This is a genomic window from Streptomyces sp. NPDC007157, from assembly GCF_040634235.1.
In the GTDB taxonomy this organism is placed as follows: domain Bacteria; phylum Actinomycetota; class Actinomycetes; order Streptomycetales; family Streptomycetaceae; genus Streptomyces.
Map to the genome: position 1 here is coordinate 164,576 of NZ_JBEYFE010000019.1, position 16,041 is coordinate 180,616.

The window sequence follows — 16,041 nt, forward strand, 5'->3', positions numbered from 1 at the left end:
GTGCCCGCCCGCTGAGACGACGGCTCACCGGGACTGCTGCCCGACCAGGTCCTCGGCCGAGGCCTGCGGCACCTCGCCCGCGGGGGTCAACCTGTCGACGGCCTGGGGCAGCTCCCGGGCGATCCGGTCCGCGGCCCGCCCTGGACCGACGCCGGCCCGTTCGGCGACCTGCTGGAGGGTGTGGTCGGGCAGGGTCCGCCGGATCTCGGGCCGGTCGGTGCCGGTGCCGGCGTGGGAGTCCTTCTGAGCGGTGGGACCGGACCTGGCCAGGGTGTCGAGGAGGCCGTCCAGCGAACTGCCGCCCTGTCCCTGGCTGAGGGCGCCGATCAGCGTGGACAGCAGTCCGGCGCCGTTCCCGTCGCCGCCCAGCAGGCTGCCGAGTATGCGGTCGAGATCGTTGCCCGCCATGGCCGCGCCTTTCGGGGAGTCTTCTCGGTACCGGTTGTGTCCCGTCGCCAATCTGACCCGAATCGCCCCGTCCCGCTACTCGGGGTGAATTGCCCGGTGGCGGTGCGCGGCCGCCCCGCGTTGAGCTATCAGACGTACGAATCGCGCGTTTTGTCGCACTCCATCCCTACTTGCTTCTTCTTGGGTGCTTTCAGTGCCAAGATGCTGCTGCTCCGCTCGGAGCGACTCCCTGGCGTCCGCCTTCTGGTTCTTTCGCACGTTCGGAGTGATGACATGCCCGACGCATCCACCCGCCGCACAATGCTCACGACGGGCGCGTCGGCGCTCGCCGCATGCTGCGTGGGATGCAGCAACAGCAACAACAGTTCCTCCAGCTCCTCCGCGTCACCCGCCGCCTCCGCGTCGCCCTCTGAGTCGGCGGCGGCATCGGCCTCCGCATCGGCCTCCGCCGGGGCGTCCTCCTCCGGGTCGGCGAGCGCGGCCACCGGCAAGGCGCTGGCGCAGACCAGCGAGATCCCGGAGGGCGGCGGCATGATCTTCAAGGAGCAGAAGATCGTGGTGACACAGCCGAAGAAGGGCGAGTACAAGGCCTTCTCGGCGATCTGCACCCACGAGGGCTGCACGGTTTCGCAGGTGACGGACGGCACCATCGACTGCCCCTGCCACGGCAGCAAGTTCCACATCGCCGACGGTTCGGTCGCGCACGGCCCGGCCACGAGGCCGCTGCCCTCCGAGTCCATCACGGTGAGCGGAAATTCGATCTCCCTGACGTGACCGGCCGCGTACGCTCCCGGGCATGCAGCCCGAGGACCTGGTACGCGACCACACGATCTACACCTGTGTCATGGGGTCCAGGGCCTTCGGACTGGCCACGGAGGACAGCGACACCGACCGCCGGGGCGTGTTCCTCGCCCCCACGCCCCTGTTCTGGCGCTTCGAGAAGCCGCCGACGCATGTGGAGGGTCCGGGCGAGGAGCGGTTCTCCTGGGAGCTGGAACGGTTCTGCGAACTGGCGCTGCGGGCCAACCCCAACATCCTGGAGTGTCTGCACTCGCCCCTGGTCGAGCACATCGACGGCACCGGCCGCGAACTGCTCGCGCTGCGCGGCGCCTTCCTCTCCCGCCGCGCCTACGACACCTTCACCCGCTACGCCCTCGGCCAGCGCCGGAAACTCGACGCCGACGTCCGGACGCACGGCGTCCCGCGCTGGAAGCACGCGATGCACCTGCTGCGGCTCCTGACCAGCGCCCGCGATCTGCTGCGCACCGGCGAGCTGACGATCGACGTCGGCGACGCGCGCGAGTCACTCCTGGCGGTGAAGCGCGGCGAGATCCCGTGGCCGGAGATCGAGACCCGGATGGCCCGGCTCGCCGCGGAGACCGAGCGGGCCCTGCCCGGCACCCCGCTCCCGGCGGAGCCGGACCACGCGCGCGTGGCGGACTTCCTGTTCCGGACCCGCCGGACCTCAGCCCTCCAGACGCACCCGGACCACCAGGTCGTGCAGGGCGTCGTACGCGCCGGGCATGTCGGGCAGCGCTGAGCTGTTCTGCGCCTCGTCGAGCAGCCCGTGCAGCCGCTCCACGTCGGCCGCCACGCGCGCGTGCTCGACGTCGGCGCCGCCGTGCTCGTGGGCGGCCTTGGCGGCGATCAGCTCGGGCAGGTAGCCCGGGGCGGTGGGCACCTCGCCCAGGAGCGTGGGCAGATGGGCCTGCACCTCACCGCTGCGCATCAGATGGATCCCGGTGAGCAGCACCCGGAACGTGTAGAGCAGCGGCTTGAGTTCACGGGTCCTCTCGAACAGCCGCCACTGGGTGAGGGCGAAGCCACGGTAGTGATGGGCGTGGTGACCGGTGAGGACGTCCGGGGCGAGCGCGGCCAGCTCGCGGTGGGTGTCCGTGGTGTGCGCGACCAGGGGAGACAGGAGCTGCTCCAGCACATAGCCGTTGCGCCGGAGCATCAGCCGGACGAACTTGCGTAGGTCATGGGTGACGAGGTCCATCTCCGTGCCGTGGCGCACCCACATCCGTGAGCGGGTCTCCTCCGGCTCGCGCAGCCCGACCAGGTCGGCGGCGGGCAGCAGATGGGCGCCGCGCAGATCCACGTCGGAGTCCCGGGACGGGAAGCCGTACAGATGCGCCCCGGAGACGGTCGCGAACAGCAGGGGGTGGGGCTGCTCCGCGACGACGGGCGCCAGGTCCAGGTCCAGCTCGTCGATCATGTGGTCAAGCGTCCCAGAGCGCGCCCAGGGCCTGTAGGTCACCCCGGTACTCGATGCGGTCGGCCCACTCCGTCGGCCAGGCCTCGACGCCCAGCCAGGCGCCCGCGAAGGCGCCGGTCAGGCAGGCGATGGAGTCCGAGTCGCCGGAGGAGCAGGCGGCCCGGCGCAGGGCCGTCACCGGCTCGTCGGGGAAGAGCAGGAAGCACAGCAGCCCGGTGGCCAGGGCCTCCTCGGCGATCCAGCCGGCGCCGGTGGCCAGGCACGGGTCGGCCTCCGGGGAGGCGGTCCGCACGGCCTCCTGGAGGCGGTCGAGCATCGCCAGGCACTCGTCCCAGCCGCGCGCGATGAACGCCTCGAGGGTCGGATCCTGGCTCCGGGTCCACAGGTCGCCGAGCCAGGTGTGGTGGTAGTGGGTGCGGTTGTCGACGGCGTACGACCTCAACTGCCCGACCAGAGCGGCCGGTTCGGTCCCCGTCGCCAGCAGCCGTACGGCACGCGCGGTGAGGTCGGAGGCGGCCAGGGCGGTGGGGTGGCCGTGGGTGAGGGCGGACTGCAACTGGGCGGCGCCGGCCCGCTGTTCGTCGCTCAGCCCGGGCGCCAGCCCGACCGGCGCGACCCGCATGTTGGCCCCGCACCCCTTGGAACCGATCTGGCTGGCGTCCTGCCAGAGCCGCCCCTCCTCCTTCAGCAGACTGCAGGCCCGCAGACAGGTCCTTCCGGGCGCCCGGTTGTTCTCGGGCGACTGGTACCAGTTCACGAACTCCTCGCGCAGCGGACGCTCCAGCCGCTTGGGCGCGAGCACCCCCCGGTCCATGGCCGTGCGCAGCCCGTGCCCGACCGCGAGCGTCATCTGCGTGTCGTCGGAGACGACGGCCGGCGTCGGCAGCTCCATCTCCCGCCACGGCCCGCACTTGGCGAGAATCGAGGGCACGTCGTTGAACTCGGTCGGGAAGCCGAGCGCGTCCCCGAGGGCGAGACCGATCAGGGAGCCGCTGGCGGCACGCTTGTACGCGAGGTTCGAGGTCATGCGGGGCGTCCTTCCCGGGACGGGCGGAGCAGGGGTGGATGGAGCGTGGCGGCGGTGCCCGCGCGGTAGAGCGCGGCGGGCTTGCCGCGGCCGCCGGTCAACCGGGCGGCACCCGGCACCGGTTCGACGAACCCGGGTGTGGCGAGCACCTTGCGGCGGAAGTTGGGGCGGTCCAGGTCGACGCCCCACACGGTCTCGTAGACGTTCTGCAGCTCGCCGAGCGTGAACTCGGGCGGGCAGAAGGCGGTGGCCAGGCTGCTGTACTCCAGCTTCGCGCCGACCCGGTCATGGCCGTCGGCCAGGATCCGCTCGTGGTCGAAGGCGAGTGGCCGCGCCGCGTCGTACGGCAGCCAGCGCGCCTGGGCCGCGTCGCCGCCGCCGCGCGGTTCGGGCGCGTCGGGCAGCAGCGCGGTGAAGGCGACGGAGACGACCCGCATCCGCGGGTCGCGGTCCGGCTCGCTGTAGGTGCGCAACTGCTCCAGGTGCAGCCCCGACACGTCCGACAGTCCGGTCTCCTCGGCGAGTTCCCGCCGAGCCGCCGTCTCGGCCGACTCCCGGGGCAGCACGAAGCCGCCCGGCAGCGCCCACTGTCCGGCGTACGGCTCCTGCCCGCGCTCGACGAGCAGCACGTGCAGGGCACCCGCGCGGAGGGTGAGGACGGCGAGGTCGACGGTGACGGCGAAGGGTTCGTAGGCGTGCTTGTCGTAGCCCCGCATGCGCCCGTCCACCCCCTCGATCTCGTTGCTCGTTGCTCGGTACTTGTTGCCCGATCCGACTAATAGTCGCTACGACTATAAAGTCGTCGCAGGTCACCGTGCAAGCCCTCAGCGGCCGCTGGAGCCCCGTTCCCGGATACGACGACGGCCGATTCCGGGCTACCCGGAACCGGCCGTCAGAGAGCCGCGCAAGCCCCTTCACGGGGTTCACCGGGCCTTGTAGGGGGTCTTAGAGGTCGACTTCCTTCATGAGCATCCCGACCTCGGTGTTGGACAGGCGGCGCAGCCAGCCCGACTTCTGGTCGCCGAGGGTGATCGGCCCGAAGGAGACCCGCACCAGCTTGTCGACGGGGAAGCCGGCCTCGGCCAGCATGCGCCGCACGATGTGCTTGCGGCCCTCGTGCAGGGTGACCTCGACGAGGTAGTTCTTGCCGGTCTGCTCGACGACCCGGAAGTGGTCCGCGCGCGCGTACCCGTCCTCCAGCTGGATGCCGTCCTTGAGCTTCTTGCCGAGGTCGCGCGGGATCGGGCCCACGATGTGCGCGAGGTAGGTCTTCTTCACGCCGTACTTGGGGTGGGTCAGCCGGTGCGCCAGCTCGCCGTGGTTGGTGAGCAGGATGACGCCCTCGGTCTCGGTGTCCAGGCGCCCCACGTGGAAGAGCCGGGTCTCCCGGTTGGTGACGTAGTCACCGAGGCACTGCCGCCCGTCCGGGTCCTCCATGGTGGACACCACACCGGCCGGCTTGTTCAGCGAGAAGAACTGGTACGTCTGCGTGGCGACGGTCAGCCCGTCGACCCTGACCTCGTCCTTCTCCGGGTCGACCCGCTTGCCCTGCTCGACGACGATCTCGCCGTTGACCTCGACCCGGGACTGCTCGATCAGCTCCTCACAGGCGCGCCGCGAGCCGTAGCCCGCGCGGGCGAGGACCTTCTGCAGCCGCTCGCCCTCCTGCTCGGCGCCCGGGAAGGTCTTGGGGAGCTTCACGTCCGGCTTGCCGGCGTACCGCTCCCGGTTGCGCTCCTCGGCCCGGGCGTCGTACTCACGGGAGCTCGCCGGAGCCGTACGGCCGCGCCCGGTGCCCTGGCCCTGCCTGGGGCCGCCCTTGGCGCCGCCGCGTGCCGAGGCGCCGCGGCCCGACTTCGGGCCGTCCTGAGTGGCGCCGGGGCCCACGTCGTAGCGCCGCTCCTCCGGGCGCGGCTTCTTCGGCCGGCCGTCCTGCTTGTCGTCGCGGGCGTTTCCGGCGCCGCGGTAGTTACCGCGGCCACCACTGCTCCCGCCGCGGCCGCCGCTGTTGCCACCACGGCTCCCGCCGTTGTTTCCGCTGCTGTTCCTGCCGCTGCTGCTTCGCATCAAATTTCCGTCTAGTCGTCTGCGTCGTCTGCACCCGGCGCATCGGGTGCGTCCGGATCGAACGACGGTACGCCCTCCTGGGTCTCGGCCTCGATCGCCTCCGCCTCCGGGAGGAAGGGCGCGAGTTCCGGAAGCTCGTCCAGGCCGCGCAGGCCCATCCGCTCCAGGAAGTAGTTCGTCGTCCTGTACAGGATCGCACCTGTTTCGGGTTCCGTGCCCGCCTCCTCGACCAGCCCGCGCTGGAGCAGGGTGCGCATCACACCGTCGCAGTTGACTCCGCGTACGGCCGAGACGCGGCTGCGGCTCACCGGCTGGCGGTACGCGACGACCGCCAGGGTCTCCAGCGCGGCCTGGGTGAGCCGGGCGGTCTGGCCCTCCAGGACCAGCCGCTCGACGGCGGGCGCGTACTCCCCCCGCGTGTAGAAGCGCCAGCCGCCCGCGACGAAGCGCAGCTCGAAGCCGCGGCCCTGGGCGGTGTACTCGTCGGCCAGGGCCCGCAGCGCCTTCGTGATCGTCTGCCTCGGCCGCTCCAGGATCTTGGCCAGGTGCTCGACGGTGGCCGGCTCGTCCACGACCATGAGGACGGCCTCCAGGGCCGGCTTGAGGTCGAGTTCGGCGACCGGGCGCAGCCCGGCCGGCAGCTGGGATGTGTCCTCGCTCACGCCTTGTCCTCCTTGGGCGGCTTGGGCGGCTCGGGCGGCCGGTCGAACTCGTCGGTCACCATCGGCCGGGTCTCGCCGTCCCCGCCGGTCCACCGCACGATCAGATCGCCGAGCGCGGTCTCCTGGTCCAGGGCGACGGCCTTCTCGCGGTACAGCTCCAGGAGGGCCAGGAAGCGGGCGACGACGGTGAGGGTGTCGTCGGTGTCCTCGATGAGTGACTGGAAGCTGGCCTCGCCCAGCTCCCGCAGCCGCGCCACCACGATCCCGGCCTGCTCCTGCACGCTGACCAGCGGGGCGTGGATGTGGTCGATGTACACCTGCGGCTTGGGCTTGGGCAGCATCGCCTTCACCGCGAGCTTGGCGAAGCCTTCGGGGCCGATGCTGATGACGACCTCCGGCAGCAGCTCGGCCAGGTGCGGCTCCAGGCCGACGGTACGGGGCCAGCGGCGGGCCTCCTCGTCCAGGCGCCGGTTGAAGATGTCGGCGATCTGTTTGTACGCGCGGTACTGCAGCAACCGCGCGAAGAGCAGGTCCCGGGCTTCGAGGAGGGCCAGGTCGGCCTCGTCCTCGACCTCGGCGGCGGGCAGCAGCCGGGCGGCCTTGAGGTCGAGCAGGGTGGCGGCGACGACGAGGAACTCGGTCGTCTGGTCCAGGTCCCAGTCCGGTCCCATGGCCCGGATGTGCGCCATGAACTCGTCGGTGACCTTGGAGAGCGCGACCTCGGTGACGTCCAGCTTGTGCTTGGAGATCAGCTGGAGGAGGAGGTCGAAGGGACCCTCGAAGTTGGCGAGCCGGACCTTGAAGACGCCGTCGGGTACGGGTTCCGGTTCAGTGCTCTCGGCGGGAGCTTCGCCGGCCTCCTCGGCAGGAGGGGCCTCCGACTCGGCCCCGGGCTCCGCCACGACGGGCTCTGGGTCCGGCACGACGGGATCCGGTACGACGGGATCCGGTACGGCGGGATCCGGTACGGCGGGCTCCGGCTCCGCTGCGACGGCCTCGGGCTCCGGCTCCGGCTCCGGGGAGGCGGTCGGAACCGCCGTGCCCGGACCCTGTCCCAGCACACGCCGACGGCCGCCGGAGGGGCCGGAAACGGGAGCGTCGGTCGAGGTCATAGCCCCCGCAGGCTACCCCTACCGGCCGCGCAGCCGTCGTACGAGGATGCTCGCGTCCCCTCGGGACTCCAGGTCGGCCAGCACCACGGCGACCGCCTCGCGGACGATCCGGCCCCGGTCCACGGCCAGTCCGTGTTCGCCGCGGAGCACGAGACGCGCGTGCTCGAGATCCATCAGCTCCTCGGCGGAGACATAGACGGTGATCTTCTCGTCGTGCCGTTCGCGGCCGCTGGGCCGCCGCGAGGGTGCCCGGCCGCCGCGCTTGCGGGGCTGGGCCTGCTCGGCGGAGGCGCCAGAACCTTCCTGCACCGCCTGCCGCCGACCGGACCGGTCGACCGAGGGCGTGACCGTCGCCGAGGATCCGGTCGGCGCCACGGCGTGGTTGCGGGACTCCCCGGCGTCGGCCGACTCGGCCTCCGCCGCCACGTGCTCCGCGCCCTCGCCGTCGCCGCCCTGCACGGGCACCGAGTGCGGCGCGTCGTCGGCGGCCTCGGCCGCCGTGCCGTCGCTCTCCGCGGGACTCGCGGGAGCCGGCACCCGGGCCTCGCCGTTGGCCGGGCGCCTGGGTGTGGACGACTGCAGCGCCATCCCCCCGGTCGTACGGAACAGTTCGTCGGCCCCCGGCAGACTCACTCGGCGTGACACCGGGCGAGCACCTCCCTGGCGAGCTGGCGGTAGGCGGCGGCACCGACGGAGTTGGAGGCGTAGGTGGTGATCGGCTCGCCGGCGACCGTGGTCTCCGGGAAGCGGACCGTGCGGCCGATGACCGTGTGGTAGACGTGGTCGTCGAAGGCCTCGACGACACGCGCGAGCACCTCACGGCTGTGCACGGTGCGGGAGTCGTACATGGTGGCGAGGATGCCGTCGAGCTCCAGCTCCGGGTTGAGCCGCTCCTGGACCTTCTCGATGGTCTCGGTCAGCAGGGCGACACCACGCAGGGCGAAGAACTCGCACTCCAGCGGCACGATCACCTTGTGAGCGGCCGTCAGCGCGTTGACCGTGAGCAGGCCGAGCGAGGGCTGGCAGTCGATCACGATGTAGTCGTAGTCGGGCAGCAGCGGCTTCAGGGCGCGCTGCAGCGTCGACTCGCGGGCGACCTCGGAGACCAGCTGGACCTCGGCGGCCGACAGGTCGATGTTGGAGGGCAGCAGGTCCATGTTGGGGACCGCCGTCTTCAGGAGCACCTCGTCGGCCGCCATGCCCCGCTCCATGAGCAGGTTGTAGACGGTGAGGTCGAGCTCCATCGGGTTGACGCCCAGACCGACCGACAGCGCGCCCTGCGGGTCGAAGTCCACGAGCAGCACCCGCCGGCCGTACTCCGCGAGCGCGGCACCCAGGTTGATGGTCGACGTGGTCTTGCCGACGCCGCCCTTCTGGTTGCACATCGCGATGATCGTCGCGGGGCCGTGACTGGTCACCGGGCCCGGGATCGGGAAGTACGGCAGCGGGCGTCCGGTCGGGCCGACGCGCTCGCGGCGCTGGCGGGCCGCGTCGGGCGCGAGCGTGGCCGCGTACTCCGGATCGGGCTCGTACTCGGCGTCGGGGTCGTAGAAGTGCCCGTCGGGCAGTTCGTCGTAGTCGGCGAACTGGCTGTGGGGCGCGCCCCTTCCGTCGCCGGCCATGGCGTTCACGTGATGGCCATCCATGCTCTGGTGTGCTGTCCGCGTGGTCAGCGAACTCTGATGGGCTGCGAAGGTGCGCACCGCGACGGAGCCGACAGCCTCGAACCCCGCGGGACCCTGGTCCCTCACCGGCATTCCTGGTTGACCACCCCCGGGAGAAAATGTCGACTCATTCACAAGTCGTCTTACCTCCTTGGTGACCAGGGAACTTCTAGACAGGTCAGCGTGGCACCATGCCGACGGTTGGCGACTCTATGGCGTGTCGGGCGTCCGCAGCAACACAATCCGCCGGACCCGGCAGGATGTGTCGGCAATGAAACATCCCTCTGTCAAGGGCGTACGGCCGTCGCACAGCAGGTTTCACCGGTGTGCGAATCGGTCGAAGGGTTACGTTCGAGGCGAGTTGACCGAGCGTCGCAAAGTGACCATACACACATCCGGCCGGACCTTGTCGGGCAAGGTCCGGCCGGGTGTACGCGATTGACGCGGCTTGTTGACGTATCGCCTTTACGAAAAGGTGACTTAGCCACCGCCTCGGCGGAGCGGCTCAGTCCAGCAGCGTGTCGAGCTCCACGTGCTCCAGGCCGTGCGCCTCGGCGACCTCGCGGTAAACGACCTTGCCGTCATGCGTGTTGAGACCCCGGGCGAGCGCGGCGTCGCGGCGCAGCGCCTCGGCCCAGCCGTTGTTCGCCAGCGACACGATGTAGGGCAGCGTGGCGTTGGTGAGCGCGTAGGTGGAGGTGTTGGGCACCGCGCCGGGCATGTTGGCGACGCAGTAGAAGACCGACTCGTGGACCCGGAAGGTCGGCTCGGCGTGCGTGGTGGGGTGGGAGTCCTCGAAGCAGCCGCCCTGGTCGATCGCGATGTCGACAAGAACACTTCCCGGCTTCATGCGGGACACCAGCTCGTTGGTGACCAGCTTGGGGGCCTTGGCGCCCGGGATGAGCACCGCGCCGACCACCAGGTCGGCCTCCAGGCACGCCTTCTCCAGCTCGAAGGAGTTGGACATGACGGCCTTGACCTTGGTGCCGAAGATCTTGTCGGCCTCGCGCAGCTTGTTGATGTCACGGTCGAGCAGGGTCACGTCGAAGCCCATGCCGATGGCGATCTGCACGGCGTTCCAGCCCGAGACACCGCCGCCGATGACGACGGCCTTGGCGGGCAGCACACCCGGGACGCCGCCGGGCAGCACACCGCGGCCGCCGTTGGCGCGCATCAGGTGGTAGGCGCCGACCTGCGGGGCGAGCCGGCCCGCGACCTCGGACATCGGGGCGAGCAGCGGCAGGGCGCGGCTCGGCAGCTCGACGGTCTCGTAGGCGATGGCGGTGGTGCCGGACTCCAGGAGGGCGTCGGAGCACTCCTTGGACGCGGCCAGGTGCAGGTAGGTGAAGAGGGTCTGGTCCTTGCGGAGGCGGTGGTACTCCTCTGCGATCGGCTCCTTGACCTTCAGCAGCAGGTCGGCGGTGGCCCACACCTCGTCGGCCGTGTCCAGGATCTGCGCACCGGCGGCGATGTACTCGTCGTCCGGGATCGACGAGCCGACACCGGCGCCGCGCTCGATGACGACCTGGTGGCCGTGGCGCACCAGCTCGTGCACACCGGCGGGGGTGATGGCCACCCGGAACTCGTTGTTCTTGACCTCGCGGGGGATGCCGACCTTCACGTCGATCACGGTCCTTGGCTCAGAGGGTGTGGGGGCATAACAGCACATACCCGGCATGCGGGAACACACCAGGAGACACCGCAGGAGAACCGGCGGCAGAGCCAGTTTAATGAAGGCGTTCCGGCTGTCTAGCCTTTCATTGCATCAATCTTCGCCGGACTCGCTACGGATTTCGCAGGCGTTATCTCCCTGTTCCGGGCTGGAGTCCTGGTCGAGGGGCTCCTCACCCAGCATGCGCTCGGCGGCGGAGCGGTGCAGACTCGCCGCGGTGGAGTCGCCGAGGCGCTCCAACGTGTCGGCGAGCCGCAGCTGGAGCGCGGCCTGCAGCCGGGTGTCCTCGGCGCGGCGCGCCCACTCGACCGCCTCCTGGCAGGTGCGCAGCGACTCCGTGGGCCGGCCGGCGTACTCCTGGACCCGGGCCAGCTCGCTCAACGCCCGTGCCTGCGCGGCCACATCGCCGTTCTTGCGGTGTCCGGAAACTGCCGCCCGCCAGGCCCGCAGCGCCTCGCCGTAGCGGCCCGCGTAGGTGTGCGCACCGGCGATACGGCCGTAGAGCCGGGCGGCCTCGGCGCGCTCGTCCCGGGCGAGGCGCTGGGCGAGGGCGCGGCCGAACCAGTCGGCGGCCCGGTCGTAGTCCCCCAGCTCCTGGTACGCGCCACCTACGGATTCCATTGCGCGGCCGGTCGCGTACGGGTCGTTCGCACTGCGTCCGGCGTCCAGAGCAGACCGATAGCGCATCAGCGCATCCGTGGTGCGTCCGGTCTGCGCGTCCAGGTCGGCCAGGTTCAGCAGCGCGGCGGCCTGCTCGCGGGGCAGGTGACGGCGCTCGGCGACATCGAGGACGAGCCGGTGGATCCCGTACAGGTCGGGCGCGGCCGCCTGGGTGCCGAAGTGTGCCGCCATGGCCTTGACCAGCTGGGACATCAGCCGACGGGCCAGGGTGTCCAGCTCGCCGTCGGCGACCGCCGCGCGGGCCGCGGCGAGCAGGGCCGGGCGCCGGATCCGCAGCCAGTCGGCGGCGGCCCGGGGGGTGGGGAAGCGCATTTCGCGGGGCAGGGCCTGGAGTTTCTCGCGGGCCTGCGGGTTGTCGGTCTCGGTGATCGCCCGGCAGGACTGCAGCAGCCGTACCGTGCGCTCCAGCATCCGGGCCCGGGCCAGCTGGAGTTCCCCGGCGCGTTCCTGGGTCTCGGCCAGCCCGCGGAGCAGGGGGTGCAGACAGCCGGGGACCTCGTACTGGGGCAGCGGGGTGGTGACGGGGTGCAGCAGGCCGAGGCGGGCCAGCTCGTCCAGGGTGGTGCGGGCGGTGTCGACCGAGCAGCCGGCCAGGGAGGAGGCGGTGTGCGGGTCGACCAGGCCGGCCGGGGCCAGTGAGAGAAGTCGCAGTATCCGGGCGGCCTGGGCGGGCAGGTCGTCGTGGACGAACCGGAAGACCCGGGCGAGGGCGGTGGCGTCCTCGGGGTCGGCGTGCAGCCGCTTGGCGAGGTCGGAGACGGCCACCTTGGGGTGTACCGCCAGCCAGCCGCCCGCCAGGGTGATCGCGGCGGGCTGCCCCTGGCACACCTCGACCAGCGCCTCGGCGGACCGCGGGTCGACGGTGATGCGGACCGAGCCGGTGTACCGGGCGAGGAGTTCCACGGCCGACTTGGTGTCCAGGCCGCCCAGGGTGCACGGGCGGACGTCGGAGATCCCGGTGAGCGGGCCGCCGGAGACGGCGACGGCCAGGCAGTCGGGGGTGTCGGGGAGCAGCGCGTCGACGTGTTCGGCGCCCGGCGCGTCGTCGAGGAGGAGCAGCATCCGGCGCTCGGCGAGGGCGGTGCGCAGGGCGTGGGTGAGGTCGTCCTCGGCGGCGCCGGCCGGGGTGGGCAGCCGAAGGGCGGTGAGGAGTTCGCGGGCGGTGCGCTCGACGGGGACGGGGGTGCCGTCGGGCTCGGCGAGGCGGGCGCGCAGCACCCCGTCGGGGTAGTCGGCGGCGACCCGCCGTACGAGTTCCGCGGCCAGGGCGGTGCGGCCGGATCCGGGTCTGCCCGCGATGAGCAGGACCCGGGCGCGCGGAGCCTTGCGCCCGGCGATGGTGTCCAGGCCCGCGCGCTCGATGTCGGCGCGCAGTTCCTTCAACTCCCTTGTACGGCCCAGGAATTGGTCTTCCGTGGCCGCGGGCGCCGGCACTCGTGCGCCGCCTGTGTCCACCGCCTGATCCGTCACGGGCCACACTCCCGTCCCACCGCACACGCATGCCCGCCGGGACTCCGGTTCGGGCCTTTCGGCTCAATCGCGTCGAGCCTAGTTCACGTGCACGGACGTTCCGGGTGGAGCGCGGCGGGCACATCGCCCGATCGGATCAGGCGATGGTCACACCGGACCGTCTGATGGGGGGTCAGGACGCGAAGGGGCGGGCCGGCCACGGCGCGTCGGCCGGGCGCAGCGTGTCGAGGCCGTCGCCGGCGCGGGCGGCGACCAGCGAGAGGACGCCCGTCACCAGGCAGTTGTTGTGCACATCGCCGGCGAGTACCAGGCGCACCAGTTCGTCGACCGGCACGCGCGCGTACTCCAGCTCGGTCTCCTCGTGCTCCGTCTCGAAGCGCTCGCCCTCGGCCTCGGAGAGAGCGCGGGCGAGGAAGATCCGTACGGCCTCGTCACAGCCGCCGGGGGTGGTGTAGAGGTCCGTCAGCACCCGCCAGTCCTCGGCCTTGACGTGCGCCTCCTCGTACAGCTCGCGCTGGGCCGCGTGCAGCGGGTTCTCGCCCGGGACGTCGAGCAGCCCGGCCGGGATCTCCCAGAGCTTCTGCCGGACCGGGTGGCGGTACTGGCGGATGAGCAGCACCCGGTCCTCCTCGTCGAGGGCGAGGACGGCGACCGAGCCCGGGTGGACCTGGTAGTCACGGCGGACCACCGAGCCGTCGGGCATGACCACCTCGTCCGTGCGGACGGAGGTCTTGTTGCCCACGAAGGGGGTCTCCGTCGCCCGGATCTCCCACTCCTCGGGGGTGTCCTTGATCGTCATGCCCTGCCCTTCCGCACACGCTGCCAAGAGACCGGCCGAGAACACCGGCCGGACGAAACCGGGGCGCCCACCCTTTGAAGGTATGCGCCCCGGCCACCGTACAACCGGTGTGTCACTTCGAATTCGACTGCTCGACCTCGGCCTGCTGACGGGCGACCGCGGCCTTCACCAGGCCCGCGAAGAGCGGGTGCGGGCGGGTCGGGCGGGAACGCAGCTCCGGGTGCGCCTGGGTGGCGACCAGGTAGGGGTGGACGTCACGCGGGTACTCGACGTACTCGACGAGCTTGCCGTCCGGGGAGGTGCCGGAGAACACGATGCCGGCCTTCTTCTCCAGCTCCCCGCGGTAGGCGTTGTTCACCTCGTAGCGGTGCCGGTGGCGCTCCTCGACGTACTCCTTGCCGTCGTACACCTCGCGCACGATGGAGCCCTCGGCCAGCTTGGCCGGGTACATGCCCAGCCGCATGGTGCCACCCATGTCGCCCTCGCCGGCGACGATGTCCAGCTGCTCGGCCATGGTGGAGATGACCGGGTGGCCGGTGGCGGAGTCGAACTCGGTGGAGTTGGCGTCCGGGATGTCGGCCAGGTTGCGCGCGGCCTCGATCACGATGCACTGCAGGCCCAGGCAGAGGCCGAGCAGCGGGATCCTGTTCTCGCGGGCGTACTTGATGGCGCCGACCTTGCCGAGCACACCGCGGTCGCCGAAGCCGCCGGGGATGCAGATGCCGTCGACGTCACCGAGTTGCGCGGCGGCGCCGGCCGGGGTCCTGCAGTCGTCCGACGTCACCCACTTGATCTTCACGCGGGCCTTGTTGGCGAAGCCGCCGGCGCGCAGCGCCTCGGTCACCGAGAGGTAGGCGTCGGGCAGGTCGATGTACTTGCCGACCAGGGCGAGGGTGATCTCGTGGTCGGGGTTGTGGACGCGGTCGAGCAGGTCGTCCCAGGTCCGCCAGTCCACGTCGCGGAACGGCAGGTCCAGCTTGCGGACCACATAGGCGTCCAGGCCCTCGCCGTGCACGGTCTTCGGGATGTCGTAGATCGAGCGGGCGTCCGGGCAGGCCACGACCGCGGCCTCGTCGACGTCGCACATCAGCGAGATCTTGCGCTTGATGGCGGTCGGCACCTCGCGGTCGCAGCGCAGCACGATCGCGTCCGGCTGGATGCCGATGTTGCGCAGGGCGGCCACCGAGTGCTGGGTGGGCTTGGTCTTCAGCTCGCCGGAGGGCCCGATGTAGGGCAGCAGCGAGATGTGCACCACGAAGACGTTGTCCCGGCCGACCTCGTGGCGGACCTGGCGGACGGTCTCCAGGAAGGGCAGCGACTCGATGTCGCCGACCGTGCCGCCGACCTCGGTGATGACGACGTCCACCTCGTCGGTGGCCATCCGGCGGATGCGGTGCTTGATCTCGTTGGTGATGTGCGGAATGACCTGGACCGTGTCGCCCAGGTATTCGCCGCGCCGTTCCTTGGCAATCACCGTCGAATAGACCTGACCTGTGGTGACGTTGGCGGAGCCGTCCAGGTCGCGGTCGAGGAAACGCTCGTAGTGGCCGATGTCCAGGTCGGTCTCGGCACCGTCGTTGGTGACGAACACCTCACCGTGCTGGAAGGGGTTCATCGTGCCCGGGTCGACGTTCAGGTACGGGTCGAGTTTCTGCATCACCACACGCAGGCCGCGGGCCTTGAGCAGCATGCCCAGGCTGGAGGCGGTGAGGCCCTTGCCGAGCGAGGAGGCGACACCCCCGGTGACGAAGATGTGCTTGGTCGTCGTAGATTTCGGCGGCATGGCCAAGAGGGTGCTCCCGTGGTCGCGGTCTGTCATGCGGTACGGCCGCCCACCGGAGATTTCCGGAGGTGCCGTCGCGGCGGTTCGGGGGTTTCGTGCCCACCGGTCCACGGGCTACCAGGGTATCAGCGCCGCGGAGAGATGGCTTCCGGCCACACTCCGTACACACATCGGCACAGACGTGGGGCCTGGCTTACCGGGTTTTCACTCAGGGCTCACCCATTCGGCCCACACGGGTTGCCTGGAGCGGCACGCAGATCATCTACGTGCGTCGTATCCTGCTCGGACACTCGCTGCCGAGCCGGCCGGAAAACACGGCACACCCCCGCCCGTCACACCCGGAACACGAGAGCTTGGCAGTTCGTTGAGCTATGACTGTCGTTTTGCCTCAGGGCGCGGCGGGCTGCTTTGCTTCACCGCTTAACGACGCACAACAACAACCCCCCTTGACCGCACTAGCGACAGCCCCCTTTTGCCT

15 protein-coding genes and 1 pseudogene are annotated in these 16,041 nt (G+C 70.9%); 3 read left to right on the forward strand and 13 right to left on the reverse strand.

Going from position 1 to position 16,041, the window contains the following annotated elements:
- Positions 1 to 24: 24 nt before the first annotated feature.
- Complete coding sequence (locus tag ABZ642_RS30780; RefSeq protein WP_360489723.1) at positions 25 to 408, reverse strand: YidB family protein; 384 nt, start codon at positions 406 to 408, stop codon at positions 25 to 27.
- Between the two features lie 102 nt (positions 409 to 510).
- Here ABZ642_RS30780 and ABZ642_RS30785 point away from each other — a divergent pair.
- The 3 genes and pseudogenes from ABZ642_RS30785 to ABZ642_RS30795 form a co-directional block, all read left to right on the forward strand.
- A pseudogene (locus tag ABZ642_RS30785) lies at positions 511 to 600 on the forward strand (hypothetical protein); the annotation flags it as partial.
- Between the two features lie 81 nt (positions 601 to 681).
- Positions 682 to 1,182, forward strand: coding sequence for a Rieske (2Fe-2S) protein (locus ABZ642_RS30790; RefSeq protein WP_360489781.1), 501 nt, complete (start codon positions 682 to 684; stop codon positions 1,180 to 1,182).
- Positions 1,183 to 1,204: 22 nt separating this feature from the next.
- Positions 1,205 to 1,948 carry a nucleotidyltransferase domain-containing protein gene (locus tag ABZ642_RS30795; protein WP_360489725.1) on the forward strand — a complete coding sequence of 248 codons (744 nt, stop codon included), beginning with the start codon at positions 1,205 to 1,207 and terminating at the stop codon, positions 1,946 to 1,948.
- Here ABZ642_RS30795 and ABZ642_RS30800 read toward each other — a convergent pair.
- From ABZ642_RS30800 to ABZ642_RS30855, 12 genes are all read right to left on the reverse strand, one after another.
- Positions 1,874 to 2,626: a nucleotidyltransferase domain-containing protein gene (locus ABZ642_RS30800; protein ID WP_360489727.1), complete on the reverse strand. Its 753-nt coding sequence runs from the start codon at positions 2,624 to 2,626 to the stop codon at positions 1,874 to 1,876. The genes ABZ642_RS30795 and ABZ642_RS30800 overlap by 75 nt on opposite strands.
- 4 nt (positions 2,627 to 2,630) lie before the next feature.
- A complete protein-coding gene (locus tag ABZ642_RS30805; protein WP_360489729.1) occupies positions 2,631 to 3,653 on the reverse strand; it encodes an ADP-ribosylglycohydrolase family protein in 1,023 nt (340 codons plus the stop codon).
- Positions 3,650 to 4,369, reverse strand: a complete 720-nt coding sequence (locus ABZ642_RS30810; RefSeq protein ID WP_360489731.1) for an NUDIX domain-containing protein — start codon at positions 4,367 to 4,369, stop codon at positions 3,650 to 3,652. The genes ABZ642_RS30805 and ABZ642_RS30810 overlap by 4 nt, the downstream gene beginning before the upstream one ends.
- 229 nt (positions 4,370 to 4,598) lie before the next feature.
- Complete coding sequence (locus ABZ642_RS30815) at positions 4,599 to 5,720, reverse strand: pseudouridine synthase (protein WP_360489733.1); 1,122 nt, start codon at positions 5,718 to 5,720, stop codon at positions 4,599 to 4,601.
- An 11-nt stretch (positions 5,721 to 5,731) separates the two neighbouring features.
- Entirely contained in the window at positions 5,732 to 6,382 is a 651-nt protein-coding gene (gene scpB / locus ABZ642_RS30820) for an SMC-Scp complex subunit ScpB (RefSeq protein ID WP_360489735.1), read from the reverse strand.
- Positions 6,379 to 7,494, reverse strand: a complete 1,116-nt coding sequence (locus tag ABZ642_RS30825; protein ID WP_360489737.1) for a segregation/condensation protein A — start codon at positions 7,492 to 7,494, stop codon at positions 6,379 to 6,381. The genes scpB and ABZ642_RS30825 overlap by 4 nt, the downstream gene beginning before the upstream one ends.
- Before the next feature lie 18 nt (positions 7,495 to 7,512).
- Positions 7,513 to 8,139 carry a hypothetical protein gene (locus tag ABZ642_RS30830; protein WP_360489739.1) on the reverse strand — a complete coding sequence of 209 codons (627 nt, stop codon included), beginning with the start codon at positions 8,137 to 8,139 and terminating at the stop codon, positions 7,513 to 7,515.
- Positions 8,124 to 9,251 (reverse strand): ParA family protein, encoded by a 1,128-nt coding sequence (locus ABZ642_RS30835; RefSeq protein ID WP_360489741.1) that lies wholly within the window; start codon positions 9,249 to 9,251, stop codon positions 8,124 to 8,126. Before ABZ642_RS30835 ends, ABZ642_RS30830 begins: the two co-directional genes overlap by 16 nt.
- Positions 9,252 to 9,663: 412 nt before the next feature.
- The gene (ald, locus tag ABZ642_RS30840; RefSeq protein ID WP_360489743.1) at positions 9,664 to 10,788 is read right to left on the reverse strand and encodes an alanine dehydrogenase; all 1,125 of its coding nucleotides are present in this window, start codon (positions 10,786 to 10,788) and stop codon (positions 9,664 to 9,666) included.
- A gap of 135 nt (positions 10,789 to 10,923) precedes the next feature.
- Positions 10,924 to 12,981: a tetratricopeptide repeat protein gene (locus ABZ642_RS30845; protein WP_360489745.1), complete on the reverse strand. Its 2,058-nt coding sequence runs from the start codon at positions 12,979 to 12,981 to the stop codon at positions 10,924 to 10,926.
- Between the two features lie 172 nt (positions 12,982 to 13,153).
- Entirely contained in the window at positions 13,154 to 13,780 is a 627-nt protein-coding gene (locus tag ABZ642_RS30850) for an NUDIX hydrolase (protein ID WP_360489747.1), read from the reverse strand.
- Positions 13,781 to 13,892: 112 nt separating this feature from the next.
- Complete coding sequence (locus tag ABZ642_RS30855; RefSeq protein ID WP_360489749.1) at positions 13,893 to 15,563, reverse strand: CTP synthase; 1,671 nt, start codon at positions 15,561 to 15,563, stop codon at positions 13,893 to 13,895.
- Positions 15,564 to 16,041 lie beyond the last annotated feature (478 nt).